This window comes from Mucilaginibacter paludis DSM 18603 (assembly GCF_000166195.2).
Taxonomy (GTDB): domain Bacteria; phylum Bacteroidota; class Bacteroidia; order Sphingobacteriales; family Sphingobacteriaceae; genus Mucilaginibacter; species Mucilaginibacter paludis.
In genome coordinates this window covers 6,028,964-6,054,952 of the sequence record NZ_CM001403.1, presented here as the reverse complement: position 1 = coordinate 6,054,952, position 25,989 = coordinate 6,028,964, and the positions used below count along the sequence as shown (strand labels likewise).

The 25,989-nt window shown below is 45.4% G+C and carries 14 protein-coding genes; all 14 read right to left on the bottom strand.

Going from position 1 to position 25,989, the window contains the following annotated elements; all coding sequences use genetic code 11:
- Positions 1-17: 17 nt before the first annotated feature.
- Positions 18-2,999, bottom strand: coding sequence for a glycoside hydrolase family 2 protein (locus MUCPA_RS25345; protein ID WP_040626426.1), 2,982 nt, complete (start codon positions 2,997-2,999; stop codon positions 18-20).
- A 102-nt stretch (positions 3,000-3,101) separates the two neighbouring features.
- Positions 3,102-4,172, bottom strand: coding sequence for a glycoside hydrolase family protein (locus MUCPA_RS25340; RefSeq protein ID WP_008510247.1), 1,071 nt, complete (start codon positions 4,170-4,172; stop codon positions 3,102-3,104).
- Positions 4,173-4,179: 7 nt separating this feature from the next.
- Positions 4,180-4,986 carry a GDSL-type esterase/lipase family protein gene (locus MUCPA_RS25335; protein ID WP_008510245.1) on the bottom strand — a complete coding sequence of 269 codons (807 nt, stop codon included), beginning with the start codon at positions 4,984-4,986 and terminating at the stop codon, positions 4,180-4,182.
- Positions 4,987-4,997: 11 nt separating this feature from the next.
- Entirely contained in the window at positions 4,998-5,765 is a 768-nt protein-coding gene (locus tag MUCPA_RS25330; RefSeq protein ID WP_008510243.1) for a rhamnogalacturonan acetylesterase, read from the bottom strand.
- Positions 5,766-5,776: 11 nt separating this feature from the next.
- Positions 5,777-8,113, bottom strand: coding sequence for a glycoside hydrolase family 2 TIM barrel-domain containing protein (locus tag MUCPA_RS25325; RefSeq protein WP_008510242.1), 2,337 nt, complete (start codon positions 8,111-8,113; stop codon positions 5,777-5,779).
- Between the two features lie 28 nt (positions 8,114-8,141).
- Entirely contained in the window at positions 8,142-9,950 is a 1,809-nt protein-coding gene (locus tag MUCPA_RS25320) for a rhamnogalacturonan lyase (protein ID WP_169316206.1), read from the bottom strand.
- 524 nt (positions 9,951-10,474) lie between these two features.
- Positions 10,475-13,390: an exo-beta-1,4-galactosidase gene (locus MUCPA_RS25315; protein WP_008510238.1), complete on the bottom strand. Its 2,916-nt coding sequence runs from the start codon at positions 13,388-13,390 to the stop codon at positions 10,475-10,477.
- Between the two features lie 427 nt (positions 13,391-13,817).
- On the bottom strand, positions 13,818-13,967 hold the full coding sequence (locus MUCPA_RS38700; protein ID WP_217220335.1) for a hypothetical protein: 150 nt from the start codon (positions 13,965-13,967) through the stop codon (positions 13,818-13,820).
- A gap of 423 nt (positions 13,968-14,390) precedes the next feature.
- Positions 14,391-15,815 (bottom strand): glycoside hydrolase family 28 protein, encoded by a 1,425-nt coding sequence (locus MUCPA_RS25310; RefSeq protein WP_008510235.1) that lies wholly within the window; start codon positions 15,813-15,815, stop codon positions 14,391-14,393.
- Between the two features lie 301 nt (positions 15,816-16,116).
- Positions 16,117-17,913: a RagB/SusD family nutrient uptake outer membrane protein gene (locus MUCPA_RS25305; RefSeq protein ID WP_008510232.1), complete on the bottom strand. Its 1,797-nt coding sequence runs from the start codon at positions 17,911-17,913 to the stop codon at positions 16,117-16,119.
- 34 nt (positions 17,914-17,947) lie between these two features.
- A complete protein-coding gene (locus tag MUCPA_RS25300; protein ID WP_008510230.1) occupies positions 17,948-21,148 on the bottom strand; it encodes a SusC/RagA family TonB-linked outer membrane protein in 3,201 nt (1,066 codons plus the stop codon).
- A gap of 17 nt (positions 21,149-21,165) precedes the next feature.
- A complete protein-coding gene (locus MUCPA_RS25295; protein ID WP_008510229.1) occupies positions 21,166-22,677 on the bottom strand; it encodes a fasciclin domain-containing protein in 1,512 nt (503 codons plus the stop codon).
- A gap of 58 nt (positions 22,678-22,735) precedes the next feature.
- Positions 22,736-24,442 (bottom strand): fasciclin domain-containing protein, encoded by a 1,707-nt coding sequence (locus tag MUCPA_RS25290; protein WP_008510227.1) that lies wholly within the window; start codon positions 24,440-24,442, stop codon positions 22,736-22,738.
- Between the two features lie 11 nt (positions 24,443-24,453).
- Positions 24,454-25,986, bottom strand: coding sequence for a RagB/SusD family nutrient uptake outer membrane protein (locus MUCPA_RS25285; RefSeq protein ID WP_217220333.1), 1,533 nt, complete (start codon positions 25,984-25,986; stop codon positions 24,454-24,456).
- Positions 25,987-25,989: the final 3 nt, after the last annotated feature.

Here is a 25,989-nt window from a genome sequence, read left to right as displayed (position 1 = left end):
TATTATAGGATAATTGATTATAGTTTATGGTAAATTTCAATCTCGTTTATGCCTATGACGGATTTTCCTTTCGGGTCAAGGCCTACGCTGCCAGCATCATCCTTTTTGCCCGTTACCTCTACCAGGCCAAAGTTATCTTGCTGAGCCGTAGCACCAGCCAGTTCAATGGTTAGGGTATTGCCTTTGGCAGCCTTAAACGGAACAGTAACGTAACCCAGGCTTTGCGGAGTGGTGCCACTATATACTACCTGGTTGCCAATACTAATTTTTATTGGGTATTTTTTAGTCCGCCAGCCATTCAGTTTCATTACTACTTCGTTAACAGTTTGTTCGTCAGCAAAAGTGTATTTTATCCAGGCATTTTTTACCGTGCCATCATTAACCCAACTGGTTAATTCGTTATCGTCATAACTTTTTTCGGCATCTGCAGTGTTAGATCCGGCAGTTGCACTCATCACCGTTATGGGGATGCGGCTTATCGTATACGACGGACCCGAAGGTGTAGGCCCCCGTTCCAACCCGGGTTTTAAATCGGCACCCGGAATATCAGTTGCCAAACCATCATTCACCTCAAACGGTTTAGCATCAAAAGATATCGTCGCGGCTTTTAACCCGGCAGATTGGGCGTTCAGCGTTATCTTCCCGGCTTGTGGTGACGAACGGATAATTACCCGGTTGATGCCGCCAGCCACAGGCAAACTTTTTGAAAGTATAAAATTGTCCGGCTGCCCATGCGCTATACCTCCGCGCCATTCTGCCGGGCCCGATAACGAAAAATCTATCTTGCTTAATGCTGTTGGGCATCGGTTACCCTGGGCGTCTACTACTTCTACATCAACCAGAGCCAAATCTGCGCCGTCGGCCTTTAAACCTTTGGGGCCTGTATGTACCGTAAGCTTAAGCGACACCGCCTGACCCGCTGTTTTCTTTTCAACTTCGCTCAGCTTTGTCCCTTTGCTATCATAGCTGATGGCTTTGATGGTACCAGGTTCCCAGGCGATATCCTTAAAAGTAAACATAAAGCGGTTGCTTTGCTCGCCAAACCCCTTTGATTTTCCGTTCACCAGCAACTCAACCCGGTCACCGCCAGAAACTACATACACATTTTTTTTAATTCCTTTCTTATAGTTCCAATGCCCTATAATATAACTGCCATTGTTAGCTACATCAACCCAACCATTCCATATTACCTGGTGGGCATAAAAAGCATCTTTAGCTATCCGTAAAGCATCAACTTCTCCGCTCACCCGATAATTCTCTTCTCCCCGAAAATGGGTGTTTGAATCAGAAAAAACGATGTTTACGCCTCCCGAACTTACCCTTTTACCTGTTCCGGGCCTTTCGCGCCAGTAATCAAACCAGCGGGCAACATCCTCCTGCGCAAACGAATCCATGTTGTGATTATAAGGGCCAGGCTCTTCTTTACGTTTTGGGCCATCGCCGTCTTTATGGTATGGCGGACTTAGCTCATCCCAATACAAGCGTAAGCCTTCATCCCTTGAATATTCGTGCGCCCAAAGCGGAACTTTAGCGCTTTTATTGATGTATAGCATTTCGCCGCCATACTCCGCAACTTTACTATCCAGCATTTCACGCGAACCCGAAGCCCGGCCACCATAAGGATCATATTGATCGCGGATGGCTTTCATATCTTTCATGTGTGCTTCGCTTACGCCTTTATTACCCGATTCATAGAAAAGGATACTCGGGTTATTGCGGTTGTAAATCATCGCATCGCGCATCAGCTCCAAACGTTGCTGCCACTGCCTGCCCTGCGAATCGCCTTCGGCATCACCCGCTGGCATGGATTGCATGAGCCCTACCCTGTCGCACGATTCCACATCCTGCTTCCAGGGTGTCACGTGCATCCACCGAACCAGGTTACCGCCGCTTTCTACCATCATGCCGTTACTTAAATCGCTCATCCAGGCTGGCACCGATAAACCGATAGCAGGCCACTCGTTAGTTGATCGCTGAGCATAGCCATGCATTTGTATGGCCCTGTCGTTTAGCTTAACCATGCCATCACCAAACTCTGTTTTGCGGAAACCGGTGCGTGTTTTTACTACGTCTACCACTTTACCGTCAACTTTTAAAATAGTATAAACTGTATAGAGGTAGCCATAGCCCCAACTCCAAAAATTAAGATTGCTTACAGTGGCGCTGGCCTTAATAGTTTTCAGCTCGCCGGGGGCCAGTTTATCCTGTACACCATCGATAGTTTTAATAGTTTTTCCGCCTAAATCTTCCACCCGCACCTGGTACTGAACTATTTTTGATACAGGGTACTCATTTTTAACCTGCGCCTCGGCTGTTATTGTGGCCTGCTTCCCGCCGATATCGAAATTTTGGGCGTAGACATATACGCCGGTGGTACCCAGGGTTGAAAAAAGAGGTAAGGTTTGGTAAAGCTTATCTGTAAAGTGCAAGTATACATTTTTAGCAATACCACCGTAGTTGGCGTAAAAGTTAGCATTATTCCAATGGTAAGCGGCATTGGTCGCCTTTTCTCTATACGTCCAGGAGTTATCGCACCTTACAGCCATTACATTTTCCTGGTCTCCAAATTTCAGGAATTTAGATAGATCAAATCCAAAAGCCATCACCCCGTTTTCGCAGCGGCCCACAAATTCGCCATTCAGATAAACCTCGCCCGCCTGCCGTATCCCCTCAAACTCGATAAAAACCTTCTTATCACTATACTTAGCCGGTATTTTAAAATGTTTGCGGTACCAGGAGATGCCTGTACTCAGGTTATGGATATCAAGTTTAAAGGCGTCGTCCTCATTAGATGCATGTGGCAATGTAATGTTTTGCCATTGGCTATCATTAAAGCCCGGTTGATCTGCCCCGGTAGTATCGCCATGGTATAATTTCCAACCGGGATTAAAGTTAAGTTTCAATCGACCGGAGTCAATATTATCCCCTTTGCTTACACCGGCTAAAACCAGGTTCACAAATAAAAACATCACTAAATACCTTAAAACCGTTATTTGCATAGGTTGTGTAATTGGATATTGCCGTGGGATAGCAATTTTGTGCTATGATAGGGCATATAAATCAAATAATCATCCTGTAGCATCCTGATTTTTTAGAGCCAATTAACTATTGATCTTGAATATAAAGGACGAAGAGGTCATGTACTTGCCTCCCTGTGATGCTGTAAACAAATAGGTAGGCTTACCATACTGCAAAAGCAATTGCGGGCGCTCAAAACGTCCGTACTTTTTTAAGTACGACGGCGGTTCGGGCTGCTGGATGTAGTGTGGCGCATCGTAATAGGCAATTTCGGGCTCGCTCCATTTAAACCCATTTTTCGAATTCATCAATAAGCCGTATTCGTGGTTAAATATGCCCATATCCCGGCATATCATGTTAAAATGATTATGCTCCATCCACACAAAGGCATCTTCCATTTGCTTGTTACCTCCCCTGCCCGAAAAATCAATTACCGGGTTGCCCATATATTTAGTATACGGCCCTTCCAATTGATCGGCCACAGCCAAACCATATTTACGGTTACCTTTAATTACCGGATCGGTGGATTCCTCATACTCTTTGGTATTCCATGATTTATAAAACAGCATGTACTTCCCCTTATGCTTCACTACGGCCGGATTTGTGGTGCAATGATCATCCCAGGCACCTGCAGGACCGGGTAATAGCAAAGGCTGCTCAGGCCGGGTCCATGGACCGTTTAATGTTGGCGCTGTGGCCAGTCCAATACGTTTAGTATCTGTTTTTCCATTGGAGTTTCCCATAAAAAACAAACAATACAAGCCATCCAATTGGGTAATGAATGGATTATGACAAGTGGTAGCATCCCAAAAGCCGGGGCCGCGGGGGCTTAAGATGGTTTCCACATATTTAAACTCCGATTCGGGCGTATCTGCAATAGCATGGCAAATCTCGGAGCCATTGATCCAGCCGCCCATCTTTTTTTTGGCCACCCAGCGCGAAAAGAATACGTGAATTTTACCATCCGGCCCGGCAATAGGACTATTACACCAAATGTAATACCCATCCATCTCCAGGGCCCGGCCAACCGGCTTCAGCTTTTTTGAAAATTCGGAAACCTTACCCTCCGTTAATGCCCCTGCAAAATCCAGTTGAGGCAGCATCATTAATGCCGAAGCCAATGCCGCGTTATGGATAAAATCCCTCCTCTTCATCTGTTTACTATTTAAGGTAGTTACTTAACTTACTATCTTTTAAACCTTTTATGCCTTGTATTACCGCTGTTGTGTTAAATTTAGCACCTGCCTCTATGGTATGCGTGGCATCGGTATTAAAATAGGTCGACTTTACTTTGGCTTCTCCCTCTGCATCATAATCGTCGGCAATAATTTTGTTTAAAGGCAAAAATGCTGCACCGCCCTGCGCGGCAGCTTCGGCGGCCCATTTGCCGTAATCGTCGTCGTTGCGCTTAATTTTGCCGTTAACCCAAGCATTGCGGGGGATAGGCGAACATACAATTACGCTGGCTCCTTTGGCTTTGGCATCAATTATCAATTTACGCAGGTACCAGCCATAGCTATGTACCACCTCGTCTTTTTTAGTGATCATATTCACAATAGCCTGGCTCTCTTCGCCATTGCCTTTGATGGTGCCACGGGCACGTGTGCTGTCGTTTACAGGGCTTGAGTCGTTGTGGCCAAATTGCATCATCACAAAATCGCCCGGTTTAATTTTGGCCAAAACGGTTGGCCACAGTTTAGGGTTGTTCATAAACGTACGGCTGCTGGTACCACCCAGGGCATCATTCTCCACGCTAATTTTCGACAGATCAAAATACTCTGCCATGTAATGCCCCCAACCCCATAGGCCCGCGGCTCCCTTTTTCTGGCCATCATCCTGCCCGTTTTTAACGGTGGAATCGCCAATTAAAAACAAGGTGGGCTTTGATTGAAAAAGTGCGAAAGAACTGAATAAACAAATCAATAATAACGAAGCAATGATAGATGCTTTAGTTTTGATATATTTCATGAGGATCTATTTTATTTTTTTAGATAGTTATTTAAGGTGACATCAGGTTGCTGTTTAAGCCCTTCGACAAACGATTCGGCATTAATAACCGCGCCTGCTTTATTGGTATGGGTATGATCTTTACCAAACAAGGCAAAAACCTGGTCGCGGGTCAGTTTATCATATTTTTGGGCGGTGATCTCGTTCAGATCAACAAACGCCGCGCCTTCCTGTGCGGCAACTTGTTTAGCCCACAGTCCATAATCCTTATCTGCGCGCTGAATTTTGCCTGCGGCATCCCACTCCCTGCGCGGTATCATCGAAACTACAATAGGTGTGGCGCCTTTTGCTTTTGTATCTTTAATAAACTTCCGCAGGTACCAGCCATAAGTATGCACTACTTCTTTGGTGCCATCTTTCCTGGTTAAATCAATAGTCTCGTCGCCAATGCCTTTCAATACACCACGGTATCCGGCTTTACCGGTATCGGGCTTTGAACCTTCGTTATGGCCGAAACCCATAATCACATAATCGCCGGGTTTAAGTGCCGAATCTACCTTGGCCCAGCGGCCCTCTTTAACAAAGGTGCGTGTGCTGCGGCCAGCGGTTGCGCTGTTCACCAGGTTGATTTTGTTAAGGTCCAGATGATCGGCAATGGTGGTGCCCCAGCCCCATAAGTCCTGATCATTATTGTGCATGGTAGAGTCGCCTATCATGTACAAGGTCGGCTTTTGCTGAATGTTAAAGGCGGTAAACAAGGCTCCTAAAGCAAGGAGCGAGAAAAAAACATACTTCTTCATGGATTTTAATTCTATTTAACATCAATAGTAACCGATCCGCTTTCGAGGCCGGGCACTGTAGCTTTGACTACAATTTTACCCGAAGGTGCATTCGCTTTAATTAAAGCAACGCATTTCCCGTTAAAAGTGTGTCTGGATGGCGATATCATCGATTCCTGGTTGGCCAGCGAACCGTTATCCGTAGCGGTTACCAAGCCTGCGCCTATAGCGCTGAAGGTTACCAGCCTATCTGCAATTGGGCATGGAACGCCATTGGCATCAACAATGGTTGCTGTAACGTAAGAAACATCATCCCAGCTATTAGCAATTTTTGCTTTATCGGCCGATAGGATCACCTTAGCTGGTTCTCCGGCAGTTTTCAATTCCTCCGAGGCTACTTCCTGGCCTTTGTTTTTTCCGATGGCTTTGATGGTTCCTTTCTCATAGGTCACGTTCCAGTCGCGTGGCGAATCGTCGGCAGACTTGGGTTTTGAGCCTAACGATTTACCATTTAAAAACAGTTCAACCTCATCGCAGTTGCTATAAACCTCAACACGGGCATCATCATAAGTATCAAAATCGGTTGGAGTCCAGTCGGCAACCACCGGTCCTACGCCTGCATTTTCCTGTTTACGTACAATATGCACTACCGGCTGTGTTGCCCACCAGCTTTGGCGCTGATAGGTTAAGGGCCGCCAACCGCCTGTACGGTCAAACAGGCCCTGGCCGTTCACTACGTTTGGCCAGTCGGCCTCGCCCAGGTAATCTACCCCTGTCCATAAAAACTGACCGGCCATAAAAGGATGATCGCGCAGGGCGAGCCAGGCCTGCAGGCTATGGCCGTTCTCGGTGCCAACTACTGTCCAATTGGGGTGAGCGGCGTGCGCGGCAAGCAATTCGTTTTCGCGATAGTTTTGGCCAACAACATCCATCATGGCCGCCAAACCATTTGTATAAACTTTTGAAATTGCCGGACGGAACAAAGCCATAGTAACCGGCCTCGAAGAATCATACTGATGAACCAGGTTTTGCAGGTCGCGGTATTTTTTAAACCCTGTGGAATCGTTCAAATTATCGTGAATCTCGTTACCTACGCTATAGATCACTATCGACGGATGGTTCCTGTCGCGCAGTACCATATCGCGGGTATCCTTATCCCACCAATCGTTAAAAAACTGGGCGTAACCGTTTTCGGCATGTTGTTTTTTTGCTGTCCAGGTGTCAAGGTTTTCGTCCATCACCAAAAAACCCATCCTGTCGCACAGATCTAAAAACTCAGGTGCTACCGGGTTGTGCGACGTGCGGATGCCATTTACGCCAACTTCTTTTAAAAGCTTTAACCGGCGCTCCCATACGCTTAAAGGTACTGCGGCACCAACGGCACCGGCATCATGATGGAGGCATACGCCCTTGATCATTACTTTTTTGCCATTGAGCAAAAAGCCCTGTTGGGCATCAAATTGAGCCTGGCGGATACCGAAAGATACGGCCTGGTTATCAACTACCTTACCGGCTACTATAACCTGGTAAACCGCCTTGTACAGTACCGGGTTTTCTACATCCCAGAGCTCGGGTTTATCTACCTGGATATCTTCGTCAATAGTCAGGGTTTTGCCAGCGGCAAGGGTATGGTTTGCCAACTCTGTCTTACCACTCACGGTGTTGCCTTTAGCATCTATCAGTTGAGGCTTCAGGGCGAAGCTTTTGCTCTCTTTGGAATCATTAACAACGGTGGTTTGTACATGTACGGTTGCTTTATCGGCAGTTACTTTAGGCGTGGTGATGTACAAGCCCCAATTTTGGATATGGAGCGGATTGGTAATGGTTAAATTGACGTGGCGATAAATGCCGGCTCCTGTATAGTAACGGGATGCTGGCTGGATACTGTTATCGGCCTTAACGGCTATAATATTAATTTTCCCTTTACCGAAGTTGAGGTGACCGGTTAGATCATAGTTGAGGCTGATATAGCCATAAGGGCGTTTACCTAAATGATAGCCGTTGATCCATACATCGCTATTGGCCATAATGCCGTCAAATTGGATGGATACATTTTTTTGCGCATCGGCAGCATCCAGCACGAAATGCTTACGGTACCAGCCTATCCCGGAGGGCAAAAAACCACCGCCACGGCCACTTGGGGTATTATGATCTACCGTACCCAGGATACTCCAGTCGTGCGGAACATTAACTTTTTTCCATTTGGAATCATCAAATACGGCTTTTTCGGCACCAGTAGCATTGCTTTGAATAAAGGCCCAATCCTTGTCGAATAACAAAGTTTGCCGTGCGCTCTCAGTTTGTGCTTTAGCCGCTACCGAGGACAGGAGCAATAAACCGAAACTTATATTTTTTATAGATTGTAACATAGCTTGATATCAATAGACAATTCAAAAATTACTTTTTATTAACCAATACAATATTAGGTTTTGGCGGGGCCGACATACCGTAGCCTAAATAAAAACCGGTATGCGGCGGCTGGTTGTAACCAACATTTTGCCAGGCAACACTCAAACGATATTGTGGATCGTGCATGAGGGTATAAATGCGATAATCGGTCGGGATAGTAGTGGTATATACCCGCAGGTTTTGATTATCCGGAGTGCGCTCCACCAGTTCTTCGCGCCAATCGCCCAGTATATCGGCACTTAGTGCAGGATCGGACTTGGTTCCATTATCTGACACGCAGCCCTGGGCAACAAAAATAACGCCCTGACCATATTTGGTAATCTGGTTACCGTCCAGCAGTTGTCGCGTCAGACCGCCATCCCACCAGCTTAAAAAATTAACCTGTCTTGGTCGGGGCCCAATTATTTTCCCTTTAATGTCATGTAAATTGGGGTCGGTGTTCCACCACATCTGCGCACCTTTTAAGCCAGGTACAATATTTTCGGCAACGCCGCGGCCAACGTCAATATCCTTATCACTCTTGTATATAATCTCGCCGGTTTTAGCATCGTAAACGGCAGTTCCCCAGCCTTTGGTTCCACCGGCCATCTCGTGCACGCCGAACACCAGCTTGTCCGGATTTTCAGGATCAAGATAACCTACGTGAATGGCATCGCCGTGGCGCAAACCGGTAGAAAAACGCCCCGTGCCATCGCTGTTAACCACCATCGATCCAAAAATAATTTCGTCCTTATCATCGCCATCCACATCCGTAACCGAAAGACCGTGGTAGCCCATACCCGAGAAAGGATTTTTAGCATCTTTTGAATCGAAGATCCAGCGGGAAGTTAGTTTTTTATGATCGCGGAAATCCCAGGCGGCCAAAACACTACGGCCATAGTAACCGCGCGTCATCACTACGCTGGGGTGTATACCATCGAGATAGGCTATACAAGCTAAAAAACGGTCAGACCGGTTACCATAGCTATCATGCCCGCCATTGCCGCCTACGCCGTCCCAGCCACCCAGATCGCCGCGACCAGGCAAATAATTGGTTGTAGCTAAGGCAGCTCCTGTTTGCCCGTCGAATATGGTAAAATATTCGGGGCCGGTATTGATGCGCCCGTATTGCGGGTTAGAGCGTCCGTCTGCAGTAGTTTGCTGGCGGTTAACGTAATCTTTGGTCGAGTCGCCAATTACTTTTCCGGTACCATCAATAGTTCCGTCGGCCGTTTTGCAAGCAATTTCGGCATGGCCGTCGCCATCCAGGTCGTAAACCATAAATTGGGTGTAGTGTGCGCCTTCGCGGATGTTTTTGCCGAGCCGGATAGTCCACAACAGGGTACCATCTAATTTATAGGCCTGCAATATCGGCGGATCTGTTAAACCGGCCTGCGAGTTATCGCGGCCACGCCCCGCCATGTGTACTACCAGTTCGTATTCGCCGTCGCCATCCAGATCGCCGGGCGAAACATCGTTAGGCGTATACCCTGCCGGTGTTTGTAAGTGGATGTTTAAGTATTGCCTTACATCGGCATTGGCTGCCAGTACCCAGGGTTTGCTGGCTTCCAGCTCTTTGTTGTTAAGTACAGGCTTTACAAAATAAGCGTTGGGTTGTGTAAAATCGGGGTTAACGTCGGTATAATTAGTGCCTTTGGTTAGAGGTATTGCATTCAGCTTAACCGGACTATTGCTTCCTGTTTGGCGATAAAGGTTAAACGCGATATTTTCCGGATCTGTACCCAGCATACGCCAGCTTACAAATACCGAATCGGTTGTTTTACGCATGGCTATTACCCCGCGGCCCAAATTTTCCATTTGCCGTTGCGCGTAAGTGAGGTTAGAGCCTAATAATAGCGCTGTTATAAGGGAGAATTTGATATAAAGGTTTTTATAAGAACACAGGTTGCACTTTCCTATCGCTCGTATAGAACACACCCCTCCGCCCCTCTCAAGAGGGGAATCGCGCGGGCCGCTGCTTGCTTTGCATATTATATTGTAAATGAACGTGTTTGTTCTACTTCCCTCTATCGAGGAGGCGGGTTTGGATTGCGGCTGAAAGGGCAATAATAGATAAGAACACAGACTGCGCTTTCCTATCGCTCGCATAGAACACACCCCTCCGCCCCTCTCAAGAGGGGAATCGCTCTGGCCGCCGCTTGTTTTGCATATTGCCTTGATAATGAACGTTTTTATTTTGATCCCCTCTTGAGAGGGGGCGGGTTTGGAAGTGCGGCTGCAGGGGTGTGTTTCCCCGCGCGAAAAACGCTGCAACCCTGCATTAAACTGTTCAGTTAAACGGCGTTGCTTCTTATTCATTGATTTATATTTGGCAATATTGATCATGGTTTCTTTTGGGCTTTAGGCTTCAGTTCATCCGGGCTATCTTTGGTATAAGTGGTAAACTTCTCTTTCGATCCGGTTTCAAAAACATCCTTAATTACGGAGAGATCAACAGCCGATGAAGGGTTAAATTGTGCCGACTGCATATAATTTTGCAGGCTATAATATAACTGCCTGGAAGCCGGCCTTGTACTATCAACATCCGCCGAAAGATCAAGGCTCGAAACGATCAGTTTACCCTTACCTACTTTGGCCTCAAATAAAAATGCCAGCCTGCGGTTTAAAAACCAGGTATCTATTGGTTGTATCAAAGGTTTAAATCCTTTGGGGAAATCTTCCAGTATCATTACCTGCGCCTTGTTCAACACATCCCACCATTGCAAATCGGTATGGTAGCTGGTAGGGAAATTAGTAAAGGCCGGGTTAGCCTCATCGCATAAAATACCCAGGGTATGTGGCGGCCTCATTTTAAACCAGGATGTATTCCAGAACACCGGGGTTAGGCTCTGGATAACCTCTTTCCCTTTTACCACTTTACCGGCGGCGTTTAAAAATACCTTGCCACCGCTGTTCAATACATCTTCGGCTTGCTTATCTAAAGTGGTGCAGTAGTAAACGCCGGTATTTTTAACCTCGGGAAGCTTTTCGGGATATACCCAAAAGTTCCAATCGTTTACATAGCTTGTGCCTTCAACTGCTATTTCCAGATTTAGTTTTGATGCCTCTTTAACATCACTCAGCGGATAGCTGATTGCCCCTACCGGGATACAACTCCCAATAGCATAATTTTTTGCCGTAAAAGCACCCTTAGTGAGTACCAATCCTTTTGAGTTTGTAATTTTCCAGCTTACGGTTTTGTTGGCTAACTCGGCCGCGCTATAATTAAACAATTCGGCATCTGCCTTAAACACCTCGTTGTTGGTATAAACAAATTTAGGGATGCGGCTTAAGGGCACCACCGCGTTGCAAAAGCGAGCAAACTCTTTGGCGGTGATATAGCCCTTCTCGTCCCAAAAAGCATTGAGCAAACCAATAAGGGCAGTTCCCTGGCCGGGATAATCGTTTAAGGATAATAATTGAAAGCCACCATAACCGGGCGTACGTAAAGCTTTTTCAATTTCATTTTTATAACAAAGCGCCTGCAGTTTACCAGATGCCATCAGAAATTGCTCGGCCTGGTCGCCCATTCCCCGGTCGGCCAGGTCTTCCTGAAAAAGTTCGAAATTTTTGGCTCTGTAAACGCCGGTATACTTTTTTATTTCTTTAAAATCGGGATAAACGCACCATTGCCCCATTTCGTGCACCACAAAAGGCACTTTAAAGTTTTTATCTTCATCGTAGTTGGATACCGATTCGGGCTGCCTGTTCCAGGTTAATCCCCTGGCATTGTTACCAGCGCGCACCATATATTCGTTGTTAGGTATTACCGGCCAGCTACCACCTACAGATGCGCCTGTATATAAATGGCGGCTGTCTTTGGCTTTCCAGTAGTCAACAAATTTGGTTAAATACTCCACCTGGCGGCCACGGGGTTCGTTACCATAAGCCATCATACAGAAGGAGGCATAATTGCCATAAGCTTTGTCCATCCGGTCGGTTTCGTCATAAATAAACTGGTCGATAGGTTTTTTATCGCCAATGGATGTGCCGTGGTTGGCCCAGCTTGGCCCTTCAACATGCAGGTAAAAACCAACCTTATCTGCGGCTATAAACGCAGCCTCAGGAGGGCACCACGAATGGAAGCGGATATGGTTGAGGCCGTTTGCCTTACAAATATTAAATATGCGCTCCCAGGCACCAACATCCATATTGGCATAACCTGTAAGCGGGAACTCGCAGTTGTTAACCGTTCCGCGTAAAAATACCGGGCGGCCGTTTATTTCAAAGTGCTTATCAACAGCTTTAAACTCGCGCATGCCAAACTGAATTTGTTTTTCATCGGCCTGACCTTTGGTTGTAGTTAACTGAGCGGTAAGTTTGTATAAAGCGGGGTTAAATTCGTCCCAGGTTAACATTTTATCGCCCATGGGCAAATCCATATCCAAATCGGTCTCGCCGTTTTTAAGTTGAATGCTTTTGGTTACCGGCGCCACTTTCAAAGCTTGTTGCGTATTGAAGCTCACTGCCGATAAAACAATTTTGGCATTAACCGATTGGTTGCTTTTAAGATGCAGCTTAATATGGGCGGTTTTTTGTTTGAGGTCCGGATATACCTGGATATCATCAAACCAGGTATTAGCTCCGGCAATTAATTCCATTTTGCCCACTACCCCATTCCAGTTTCCCTGGGTATGGTCGGTGAGGCTGTGCGAATCCTGCCCTACATTGATCTCTTTAATGCGGTTATCAATACGCAGAGTAATAGTGTGCTTGCCGGGCGATATAAACGGTGTTAAATCAAAAACCTGGGCCACCACCATGGTATTTTGCATCCCTACTTCTTTATCATCAACCCAAACACGCGTTTCGGTATGGGCGCGCTCCAGATTCAATAAAATGCGTTGCCCTTTCCAGCTTTGAGGGATGCTTACATCTTTTTGATACCAGGCCGCGCCAGTGTAATGTTTGGCAGGTGTGAGCCAGAAGGGGATCTTGATATTACCGGGCTGCCGGTATTTGGCCATACGCGGATTGTAATACCACGAGCTATCGTAAATACTGCCGGTCCATTTGGTTTTTAAGGTAATATCGTTCCCTTTTAAATTTTCGGCCATGGAACCAGGCAAGTGGATATGATCGTCCAATTGTTTGCTGAACCATTTTTCGGTAATGCCTTTATCGAGCGAATCAATTTTAAAGCGCCAATTGCCGGCCAGTGGTATTTGATGATCGTTGCTAACAAATGCCGATAACAAAATTGTTACGAAAGCAGCAGGTAAAAGAGATAGTGCAAATGATTTGGTAACCGATTTCATAAGATGGCTTTATTATTTAACAGGTAGTTTAAAATATAAGCTGGTTGTGTTGGCTTGCTGTAGGCACGCAAAAAGAACACTGTGAACATTAATAAAGCAATATGTAAGGGCATAAAATTATAATTGGTTTATAGAATGCAGATATGACATCTGATTAATGAGCACTATTTTAGCAGATGCGTTTTAAACGGGCAACCTGTGGTGTCCTGCTTCACCTCCAAAAACACAAAAGGCACGCGTGTTAGAGGTCCCTATAAAGCGCGTAGGATTTTGCATGCCAAAGCCCCCTCTAAACCGCGTAGCGCTCATGCACACAAAAAAAACAAACCCAGTGCATAATCTCCCCCGGTAGGGAAGGCTTTTTTAAGCCCTCTCACAGGGCCATGCCGCACGTCCTTCGACACGCTTATAATAACGTCTACTTAAGTTATTGCCAGCCATCGTAAAATCTATTCGGCGCACAGGATAAAAGTGCGCAAAAGCCCGACTGCACACCGGGCCGGGAGCTGGCCTGTGGGTGGAAGGATCGGGCAGTCTTGATTTTATTCACCTGTGTTTGTTTTTTTAAGGTGTTCATGAGCTCCCTCCGGTCGGTTTTTGGTTACTTTTTGTATCAAGACAAAACTGCGTAGCATTCATTCACACCAAAAACAAACACGAGTGAATAAAGTAACAAGCTCTTCCGCGGCGATTGAGCGGGCCGATGCTCTAAATTAAGAATACTGATTATTAACGCAATTATAGACGTACTGATAATCAGTGCACCTAATATGATGCCTACTTACCGCTTTTAGAAGATCCCTCCTCGCGTCGGGATGACATGGTGGAGAGAAATTTAGCATTGATAATCAATAACTTAATCAATCGCAATGACATAGTTTAAGATGCTTTTCAAACGTCATCCCCATTTTTTTTTCGGTTGGCCGGATCGGTTGCTCAGGATGATACATCCCGCGCACAAAAAAACTGCTTACAAGAACCCAATTATGCAGCCAACTAACTACATACTCAGCCCCGCAGATTCCTTGATGTTAACCTTACCTCCATCTTTTGCGGTTATAATTACTTTATCAAAAGTCCACAAACTGGCGTAGCTGATATCACCGGCAACATTAGCCTCGATATTAACATTGCTGAAATGAAAACCCACCAAGGGATGCCCTTGCATACCAACAGCGTTGATAGCTTTTTTTGCACCCTTGATGTTGATATTTGATATGTAAACATCCTTAAAAGTTGGGATGCCTTTTTCGGCAGGCTCAACGTGTGTCAGCATTTTTTTCCAGTGGGCCGGTACGGTATTGATATCATAACCATCGGGCAATTTGGAATAGCTGTATGCCGGGTTCCAGTTCATGGTGATCTGGATGGCGTTGCCTATATTATTCATGGTGATGTTTTTAAAATGGATATCTTCTACCGTTCCGCCGCGGGTGGTGGCCGATTTGATATTTAAACCGTTACCCGTACCATTACCCGAAAGGTTGGTAGCCAATACATGCCTGATGCCGCCGGATGTTTCACTGCCCAGCGTTAACAAGCCACCGCCTGCACGCGAGATACAATAGCGGATCACCACATACTCCGTTGGCTTGTTAACCCGCAAACCATCCCAATCCCTACCGGCTTTAAGGCAAAAATCATCGTCGTTACAATCAATATCGCAGTTTTGGATTAACACATAGGTAGACGAATCCACATCGATGCCATCCGTACTCGGGCCATGGCCGTCGATATTGTTGCGAACTATAATACCGTCCACGGTTACATATTTAGAGTAGAGCACCTGCACGGTCCAAAAACCGGCTTGTTGCAGGGTGATAGCCTTAATGGTGATGTTGGATGAGCCCGAGATCAGCAGGGTGCGCGGGCGCTGGGCATCATAATCCACTATCCAGCGCAAGCCTTTGGGGTCGTACTCTTTGCGCATATTCCAGTATTTATCCCAAAACGGTTTCCCCTGGGCATTAACCAGGCCCTCGCCGGTAACGGCAACATTTTCCTGGTCTATAATATTGATCAGGGCGGCCGGCCATTTCATTTCGATACCTGCTATACGGGTATCCATTTGCGGGTAATCATCTAAATTCTGGCTACCCAATAGCTCCACACCTTTATCTATCTGCAGGCGCACATTCTTTTTTAAAAAAATGGAACCTGTTAAATACTTACCCGGCGCAAAGCTAACAATACCCCCACCTTTTGCGGAACAGGCATCAATGGCTTTTTGTATAGCCGAGGTATTTAGAGTTGTACCATTGTTAACAGCCCCATAGGCCAATACCTTAAAAACTGTTGTTTTAGCTGGCATTTTTTTGGAGCCTACCAGCTTAACCCAGGCCGGATCGGCATCTATAGCTTTGGCACAAAAGTTAAGGGTTAAAAAAATTGCGGTACAAATAAAAAACGTTGAACGGTTTTTCATAAAATAGTTGTAGTTATATAAGTTGGGGCAATATTAAAAAATGGTCTGCAATTTTTGCTTTCAATATCAGCTTTACAACAATTAGTGAAAGTAATTAGTCAATTTTTAAAAGCTTGGTTGGTTAAGCAGGCCTAATGATGCTTTAAAGGCGGGGCCTAAAAAAAAGCCTGCTGCACATTACAACAGGCGGTAATGGAAAAAAAATAAGAGTTTAACAAGATTAATTACCTTGTTAAACTCTCGCTGGAGTATAATTTATAAAAAGGCATCAACCTTTAATAGCCGGGTTACACGTGGTTATTTACCAGTTAAAGGGTAAATAATAGTTACCTGCTGAAAGCTTGGCCTGCGCGGTAGCCGCAGCCGCACCAAAGCCGTCGCGGTTTAGCCTGTCGGCAACTTTGTTTGCAATAAATGACGGATCGTTACGGCGGAGCGCTATACGCAACAGATCCGGCCAGCGCTGGCCTTCGTAAGCGAGTGTTAATGCCGACTCCTGCACTAAAGCGTCTTCAAGGCCGAGCATATTCGTACTGAGGCCAAAATCAAGATCGGTAACGTATCCGCGCTGGCGGATGCCTGTATTTTGATACCATGGAGAACGGTATCGTGGCGCGTCACCTTGCCTTGCATCAAAATCATAAGGCGGTGAATCAAGCGTTTGCTCGATATTAGTAACATCGGTAGGCACCGGAAAGAAAACCGGGTTGTTTGGATAAGAGCCGTTAAACGTAGTTTTAATACCTGAGTTAAGCAACGCAAAAGCCAATTTACTACGCCCATCGCGGTTGGCAGCCTCGGCAAAACGCAGGTGCAGCATTTCAGCACGTTGTAAAAACCATTTACCTTTTTGTGTAAAAAATTTTGTAGGGATAAAGCTGTTTGCATCCAGGTAATAATATAAATATTTTACAATAACCGGCTGTCCATTAATGGTCCTGTATGTAAAGTTACCACGCTGATCATAAGGAAACCCGTTGCGCTGCTTCTGGCTATTCCAGTAATTGACGGCCGTTTGCGACGGTTTTACCAGGTAGCTCCCACCCTGATTAGAGAACAGATCAATAAAGGGATCATTCGGCGCGAAGGTGTTATCGAAGGTCATGGCCCATATCCACTCCGTATCGTAAAGAGCATCTTGCGGCCTGGCAAAGATAGAGCGCCAGCCCTGTGTGTTACTATTGACCAACGAATTGATATCAGTCTCACGGTACCGCAAATACCCCACCGTAAGGTCGTTATTGGCGGCAACGTCAGCAATAGGAATTTTATAGGTATAGTAAGATATATTAATATTGGTGTTGTTGGTTTGATATTCCATTACTACCCTATACTGACGGGCAGCTTCGGTATAATTGGTTCCCTGCCATAGGTACAGGTCGCCGAGCAACATGCGCTTGTTGATGAAATTATACTTAGTTAAATAACCGTCAGCAGTAGTAATAAGCGATGTGCTCGGGCTGCTGGTAGTAGTAGCTGAAGTTGCATAAGGATCCAGATAAGGCAACGCAGCGGTAAACGTAACCAGGTTATCAATAAGCGTTTTGAATGGTAAGCGGGGAAATTTCGACGCATCCTTCAGATCATTAATGTTAGCTATCGGATCGGTAACATAAGGCACCGTACCAAAATGGATTCCCAACTGCAAGTACAAAAACGAACGGAGTGCACCAATATCAGAATAACGCTGATTATAATCATCCTGGTTTATTTTATTGGCAGCCAGCATCAGCTTCATATTATAAAGCACATCGTTACAATTGATAATCACTTTATAAAACGGGCGGGGATCGGCCCATGGGTTACCTGCGGTAACATTGTGCTGGGCAATTTCAACCAGGTTTTTGTCGGCGTTGGTAGTGGTTTCCATCAAGTCGGCACGAAGTTCGTTCAAAACAACGTACTGTTCGGCAAGGCTGATAAACTGACCGTAAATTCCAATTACAGCGGCATTTACGTCGTAAACATTCTGGTAGGTATCGGTTATATCAACCTCACTTTTCGGTTTCAGATCGAACGCCTTTTTACACGACGAGAAAGACATTCCGCATGTTAGTAAAAAAGCAATCCCAAGTTTCCCGTAATTATATTTTTTCATATCAAAAAATGATCAAATTAAAATCTGCACAATATTATAAACCTAAACGCACTCCTATTTGTGCCGACCTGAACTGTGGCTCTAAGCCGGTATCGATACCCTGAGTAACTACACTTTCGGTAGCACTAAACTCCGGATCGTAACCCAGGTACTTGGTTAACGTGAACAAATTATTGCCGGTTAGGTAAATTTTTAATGAACGGATGCTCTTTACCTTGAGGGGCACATTGTATAATAATGTTGCTGTACGTAGCCTGAAGTACGATCCATCCTCTATCCAACGGTCGGAGAAACGGGCGTTTCCTATCGGGTCCCCAAAAGTGGCCTTAGGCATATTGGTTACCTGTCCATCGGCGCGCCAGCGGTTTAATACAGCCAGGGTTTGGTTTTGGTAACCACTCTCCGACTCGAGCGAGCGTCGTACATAATTGTATATCTGCCCGCCTTTGCTAAAGGTAAATAAGCCGCTCAGGGTAAAGCGTTTGTAAGTAAGCGAGGTATTAATGCCGCCAACAAAGTCTGGGTTCGGGTTGCCAATTACCTGCTGGTCTTTAGCATCTATAACACCGTCGCCGTTCGCGTCTACAAACCTTACATCGCCGCCGTGGGGTACAAGGGCAACACCATTGGCATTTGTTTCGGTAACCTTAGCGGCCGCTGCCTCGGCATCTGATGTATAAACGCCGTTGGTTTTATAACCGTAAAATAAATTAGCGGGGCTGCCAACTTGTGTAAGTACCGTTGCACCAGCATAAGTGGTAGTCATGCTGTTGTTGGGCAGCATGGTGATCTGGTTAGAGAACTTAGCGATATTGAAGCCCAAATCCCATTTTAACTGGGTTTTATTAATCAGGCGTGCATTTACCGAAAGCTCAAGGCCCCGGGTACGCATGGCGCCACCGTTGTCAACAGCATAAGTAAAGCCAGTATAAGCTGCAGTAGGTTCGTCAACAATCATGTGCGATGTGCTGTTCTGATAAATATCGAACGATACAGTCAATCGCTCTTTCAAAAGTGATGCATCAAAGCCGATGTCAGCTTTCTTGTTCAATTCCCACTGTAATTGCGGATTACCGATGTTACCACGAACAAGGCCTTGCTGGCCCAGCAAGTTTTGCGATACATAGTATTGACGGGCGGTATAGTTACCAATATCGTCGTTACCGGTAAGGCCATAGCTGGCTCTCAGTTTTAAAAGCTCAACGAAGTTGATGCCCGACATAAACGATTCGGACGATAACAACCATCCAACTGATAGCGAAGGTAAAACCGCCATTTTAAGCCCGCCAACATTCAAGGCACCCGGGATATCGGTACCAAAGCGGGAAGATGCATCGGCAGCCATATTGTACGAGATGAAATACTTATTGAGCAGCTGGTAATTAAGGCTGAGGTAGTTATTTAACCAACGCATATCGCCGGTTTCGCCGCCGGCGGTACGCAAAGCATTAACGCCGGTACCTACGGTTATAAACTGGTCGGTGGCAGAGTTGGCGCCCTGTGCAAAAATATCCGAGCTTTCGCTATCCATAAACCTGAAACCAATGTTACCGGTAAAATGGTGTATGCGGTTAAAAGTACGATCGTAAGAGAAATGGGTGTCGTTCGTCAGGCTGTAAAAGCGTTCCACCTGGCTACCTAAACGGCTATAAATAATGGCGTTGCGCGCCGTATCAGTGGTAACACCCGCCCTGGGTATAAAATAGCTCTCGCGAACCTTATCATAAGTTACACCAATAGAGGTTTGCAGCGTAGCGTAACGGTTAAATTGGTACTTAAAGTTAATGTTACCAAAAAAGCGGTAGCTTTTAGCAACTTCCTGGGCAGTATCAATCAGGATAGCCGGGTTACCTGTATTAAAAACATCCAGGTTAGCCAGGTTAGGCGATTCAACCCCGGCACTGTTTACCTCACGGGGCCGAAGAATAGGCGCTTTAGTTAAAGCAATGTAAATAGGATTGGTGGTGATAGCCTGTCCCTGATCGAACAAGTTTTGCTCGTTATAAGTAAAAGATAGGTTGGCATTTACCGAAAGCTTTTGTGTGAGCTTTAAATCGGCATTAAAACGGGTATCATACTTACTTAGCGGTGTGTTTTTTGTTATCCCATTATCGCTGCCATAACCCAGCGAAAGGGTGTATCTGGCTATATCATCGCCACCCGAGACCCTTAAAAAGTAGTTTGAATTGAATGATGTTTTAAAAACCTGCTTTTGCCAGTCGGTATTATTATGGTATGCTGCGTAGTTAGGTGCAGATGGGTTATCGTTAAAAAACGGCTGAGCACTGATGGCTGCCGCAGTCATTCCACTCGAACTCAATACGTCCGAGAGATAGGTGCGGTAATCGCCGGCCTGCATAACAGGCAGGCTTGCCGGTTTAAAATTAACGCCGCTGTATGCGCCGAAATCTATTTTTGTAGCCAGATCGTTGGTGTGGCCGGTAGTGATCAGGATAACACCGTTAGCTCCTTTTGTTCCGTATAGGGATGAAGCATCCTTGATAACCGTAATGTTATCAATATCCTGAAAGTTTATATTGGCCAGCGGGTTGTTAAAATGCCCCTGTATAAGCGATGTACCATAATGGTAATTATCGTATATCATCCCATCAACAACAATAAGAGGCTTGTTGGTGGCATTAAGCGATGAATATCCGCGTAAAAACAAATCGGCACCAATATTCGGCGTTCCCGAACGTCTAACAGCGTTTAGTCCGGATATGCGGCCCTGAAGATAAGAATCGGCTGTTTCTTGTTTTGTATCCCATGCACCGTTGGTATTAACCGTGTTAACAGCATTGGTTAATGTATTAAGCGGAAAATCACCAAAAGGCATTCTCGCATTACTGTAAACCGAGCTAAAGCCATCTTCGTACAAACTTGTAGAAGCACTTTTACGCCCCTTTAAAGGCAGTTCTTTACTCTGGTAGCCCTGCCCCGAAACCACAATTACTGCGGAGTAAGAGGGAACCTTAATAGAAAACCGGCCTTTTTCGTCGGTTATGGCTGCCGAAAAATCGGCCACGCTGATGTTAATACCCGAAATAGGCTTACCGGTAGCGTTGTCGGTTATGGTACCCGAAGCTTTTAAGCCCGTATCCTTTACCTTGGTAGAAGGTGCCTTAGCGGTTGCTTTCGCCGTAGTATCCGTTTTTTGAGCCCAAAGCCGAGGTGCCTGGACCGCTAAAACGAGTATGATGGAAAGTATCTTAAACGATCTGGTATAGATATGCATAGTCTGTTTGATAATATTTAAGGTAAAGTAGGCACCAGTTTAAGGTAATCAAGTGTGATACTGTTAGCATTGGCCGTAGTGCTGTTGGCACCGCTGTTGGTAAATTTTAAGTAACCGTAGCGGGTATTGGTAAATGTACCAATGAGTACTTCGCTGTAATTAAACGAAGCCACCGTTTGAAAGCCGAATTGAGTGGGCGTTGCGGAAAATGGAGAATAGATGCTCAACTGCTGCGAGAACAATATAGGCGCCGGCTGCACAGCGGGCGCGGTACTCGTGGCGGCCGTCCCGGCGGTCATCTGTTCGTTAATTGCCCGTTGATAAACCTTGTAGGTTACCGAGTTAGCATTATTTATAGTATAACCCGCATAAAACAGAGGTGTTAGCGTGGCGGCAGTGTTAGTGGCAATATAAATATCCTTGTATGCAATGCCAGCCGGATCTTTACGCAAACGGTAAACTATCGCAGCGCCTTTATCCGTACGTGCAAAAAAGGTTGCATCCTCGCCCTGTATAACTATAGGCGGCACTTTTTCAACCAATTTAAAGTTGGCGCTGCTCATTACATACACTACACCATTGCTGGCAGCGTAACTTTGCACAATATTTGCGCCTCTGAGCACCGGTACCTTGATGTTGTTGATGGATAAAAGCGTATCCGGCAAGGCCGAAGGTACGTAAGCACCTTTGATAACGAGGTCTTTAGTTACGTTAAAAGCCGCAAGTTTGGCTGTACTGTCTATTGAGCTTGTGGCAAAATATTTATTTACCTTGTTGTTTTCAGTATCGTAAGCGGCATCTGTTAATACAATATAGGTTAACATCTGATCCTCATCCTTCAGGTTTGCGGTCTGGTTTAAATAATAGTTGGCGTTTACTAAGCCGGTACCGGGTTTAAGTATCGGTTTACCATTGCTGCCAACTCCGGTTACGGTGGCCAAAGTAGTATCCTGGTAAATATAATTCTGCGATTGTAAGTAAGCCAGCTGCTTCTGCCCTACCGTGGTGAGGCTATTTACATAATCCCATATGTTAAGCTTTGGTATAACGGCAGCATCAATAATGTGCAGTATTCCGTTGGCTACATACTGGTTGGCAGTGGTAATATTGGCGTTCTCAAATGTAGTTGGAGTGAACGTAGCATTTTTGCCATTCAAGGTTTTAACCCGGATGGACGGCGATGCCATATTGGTTGTGTACGACAAGTTACTCAGGTGATTACCGATAAACTGTTTAAGCTTAACAGTATCGCCCAGGATACTGGCGTCCACGGCCTGCAGGGCGGTGTTGGTTGGCGCCCATACTGTAAAAGTTTTTGATGATGCGATCACCTTGTCGTAACCGGTTTGTGCAAGATATTGGCTAAACTTACTCAGGTTAGGGTTTTGGTTAATCTGATCGAGCAAATTGATAGCAAGTACGCTGTTTGTTACTGTATCGTGCTTATCCCAGGGGCTTTTGCATGATGAAATAACCATGGTGCAAAATACAAGCAGCACATAATAACGATGGCATAAATGATGTTTCATTTTCTATATTTTAAATACAACATTGAACTTACGTTGCCAGGCAACGTAAGCATATATTTTATGGATTAGGGTTGGCTATGATGTTACCCGTTTTAGCGTCAATCAAAAAGTTGGTTTGGTTCATGCCGACAGGCAAAAACTGTATCATGTCTATAGTCGCGTTATTAGAACCGCTGCCCTGGTCTTTAACACAGGTAAACCTAACCGTATGCACATCTGTTGTGTTGATGGTAACAACACCAGCCAAAACAGCCATTTGGGTTGAATTGCTGGCTGGGGCGTTGCTGTACCTTTTATAACCCTGAGATTCTAATACCGCTTGTGTAGCTGTAGTACTCGGGATATAATCAGCCAAACTTACAATGCGGGATAGTGCCTGCCCGTCAACCGAGATCTGGGTGTATTGACCAATACCTTTACGGAAACAGATCCACACTTTATAAACGCCCTTTACAATAAGCGGGGTTTTGGTTTCAAACCACTGCGGAGCAGCACTGGTTAACCTTAAGGTTATTGCCAGACCATCACCATTTACATAATAGTTAGATGGCGGGTTACCATCATTGAAATAGTTAGGACCTATGTAACTGGCCACCTTGGTATCCCAGTTCCAGGCTGCTACCTGGCCCATTGCAATAACAAGCGACTGGCTTGGTCTGCGGAAAAGCGACGTAATCTTACGTAATTCCGGCTGATCGGTAATATCAAAATACACCGGAGTAGGCTGCCTTACCTTATATTTAAAATTGGTTTTAACACTCTGGATAACGCCGTTACTTGCTGGCACATCGCCTTTAGAACGATCAAGCGGCACACCAAGTTCGGTAACGCCGTTAAATACTACCTGATTAAGTACCACATCTCCGTTTATCAGTTGTGTAATAATGGTTTGCTGCGGTGCAAGCGTATTTTGTGATGGAGAGCCGATAATATCGCCCATAAACTGTAAGGAAGGGATGATGCGGTAGGCCACATACAGGTATAAACTATCGTTAGGATTTTTTGGATTTCCGGTGGTGGAGTATTTGTTTTTTAAATCGGTATAACTGCTTATACCCGCAGCGTTAAACACAGAATCGGTTTGTGCAATAAGCGTAAGAAACGGCCTGCCGGGATTGCTGGCAGGTAAAACATTCAGCGTATCGGCATAGCCGGTAGCAATGAGCGCCTGGTTGAAGATGCTGTATTTAGGATTGGCAGCAATAGTTTGCGCAATGGTTAATGTAGCCGGCGTAAGCACATGATCAACAGCGTGGATGATACCGTTACCTACCCTGATGTTGGGCTGCACAATGTTAGCCTGCTTATTTACTGTATATAAGGCTGTGCCATTGGTTAAAGCCGTGCCTGTTGTAATAAACTGGCCGTACATGGTGGCGGTTGGCAATTTACCGTCGGTAAAATTCAGGGTGGAGAGTGTATCCTGGATGATGTGCATACTCACAAAAGATTTGATTGTGGCATCATCTACCTGGTCAACCCCCGATTTGTTGATGGTTTTTAAATAGGCAGTCATGGCCGTATTGTTAGGTGCAAACACCGTATATGCCCCGTAGGCTCCAAGAAAGCCCGCATAACCGGATTTAACAAGCGCCTGATCGAACATTGAAAAATTAGGATTGTTATCAAAGTACTGAATGGCGTTCAAGGTCGGGTTAGTCGTTATCGGAAACTTCTCTGGCTTGCAGCCGTTGATATACAGCAAGATTACCATGCAAACTGACAATAGCCAGTATCTGTTGTGGTCGGTATGAGCGTATTTCATGAATTCAATATTTAGTTTTTATAAAATGGGTTCTGAACCAGGTTCGGGTCGTTTAATGTCTCCGAATAAGGTATGGGCAGGTATAAGCTGTTTAAATCCCTTAGTTTTGTATTGGCCGATTGTTGTAAATTCCCCGGTATGTTAATGGTAGATGCAAGTATCAGGGTATTTAGGTTCTGAAAGTTATTTCGTTTGGCATATCGCAAAAGATCATACCATCTTTTTCCTTCAAAACTAAACTCGCGATCGCGCTCATCCAATACATACAATGCAACTGCATTTGCATCGCTTGGCGAAGGACTCTCCAAAGTTGTGGCAAGTGCATTGGCCCGGGTGCGTATGGTACGTATAATATCCAGAGACTCACTACCGCGGTTAACATACGCCATCGCTTCAGCTTTCATCAGAAGCACATCGGCATAACGGTAAATCATGTAATGTGCGTACGATTGATCGATGGTGCGTGCGTTACGATCTCCGCTTACGCCAATATATTTCCATATTTGGTTAGTACTTGTGTTAACCGCTACAAAGCGGCCGCGACGATCGTAATTATTATCGTCGTTATAATCTACCGTATAAACCAGGTCCATCAGGTTAGGTGATGCCGCAAACCTTGCCTTTTGCTGAAACGCGGTATAAAACGAGTTGAGCGCCTGAACATCGAACTGAAATTCAAAAATACTTTCTATCGAGTTGCCTGTATAATATAGCGTACTAAAAAAACCGGAGTCGCCCGGTACAAGTCCAAATTGTCCGGAATTGATAATCTTATCGCAAGCTGTTATTGAATTATTATAATCTTCCATCCATAAGTAAACATCCGCTTGGATAGCGTTAATGGTATATTTAGTTATACGCCCTTTATCCGATGCCTTATCGCCATAAGTGTAAACCGTGTACTGCTCGGCAGTAGCCAGGTCTTTCACTATCTGCGCAAGCACGTCAGTTGATTTTGTTACAGCCAGTTGCTGAATATCGGTATCGCTTGATGTGGACTTAAGTTTTAACGGCACATCGCGATAGGTGCGAACCAGGTAAAAATACATCAGGCTCCTGATGGCTAATGCTTCGCCTAAGTAACTATTCAACTTATCCTGGGTAAGGGTTTTATCGAGCGACATCACATTCGGCGCATAATCAAGCACGGTATTGCAATAGTTAATGGTGCGGTAAACCGCAGACCAGTTAACCACCGAGTTTGTTGATAAAATATTATCGTGCAGCATATTGAGCTCATCATTACTGATGTTTGCGCCCGAAGACACCACATTATCTGCCCTCAGCTCGCCCCAAAGAAAAAGGTACTCTGCCAATTGCCTGTCTTTACCCGCCGGGTCGGCCAGCAGAGATGAGTAGATGCCGATAACTGCCGACTGTATCTGCTCTTTATTCTGCCAAAACTCCTGCCTGATAACGCCATCCTGTGGATAAAGCGACAGGTATTTTTTACACGATGAGCAACTAAGCATCAACGCCACGAACAAAACGGATTTATAAATGATCTTTTTATACATCTTGCCTTTATTGTATTTGTTCCTCATTTT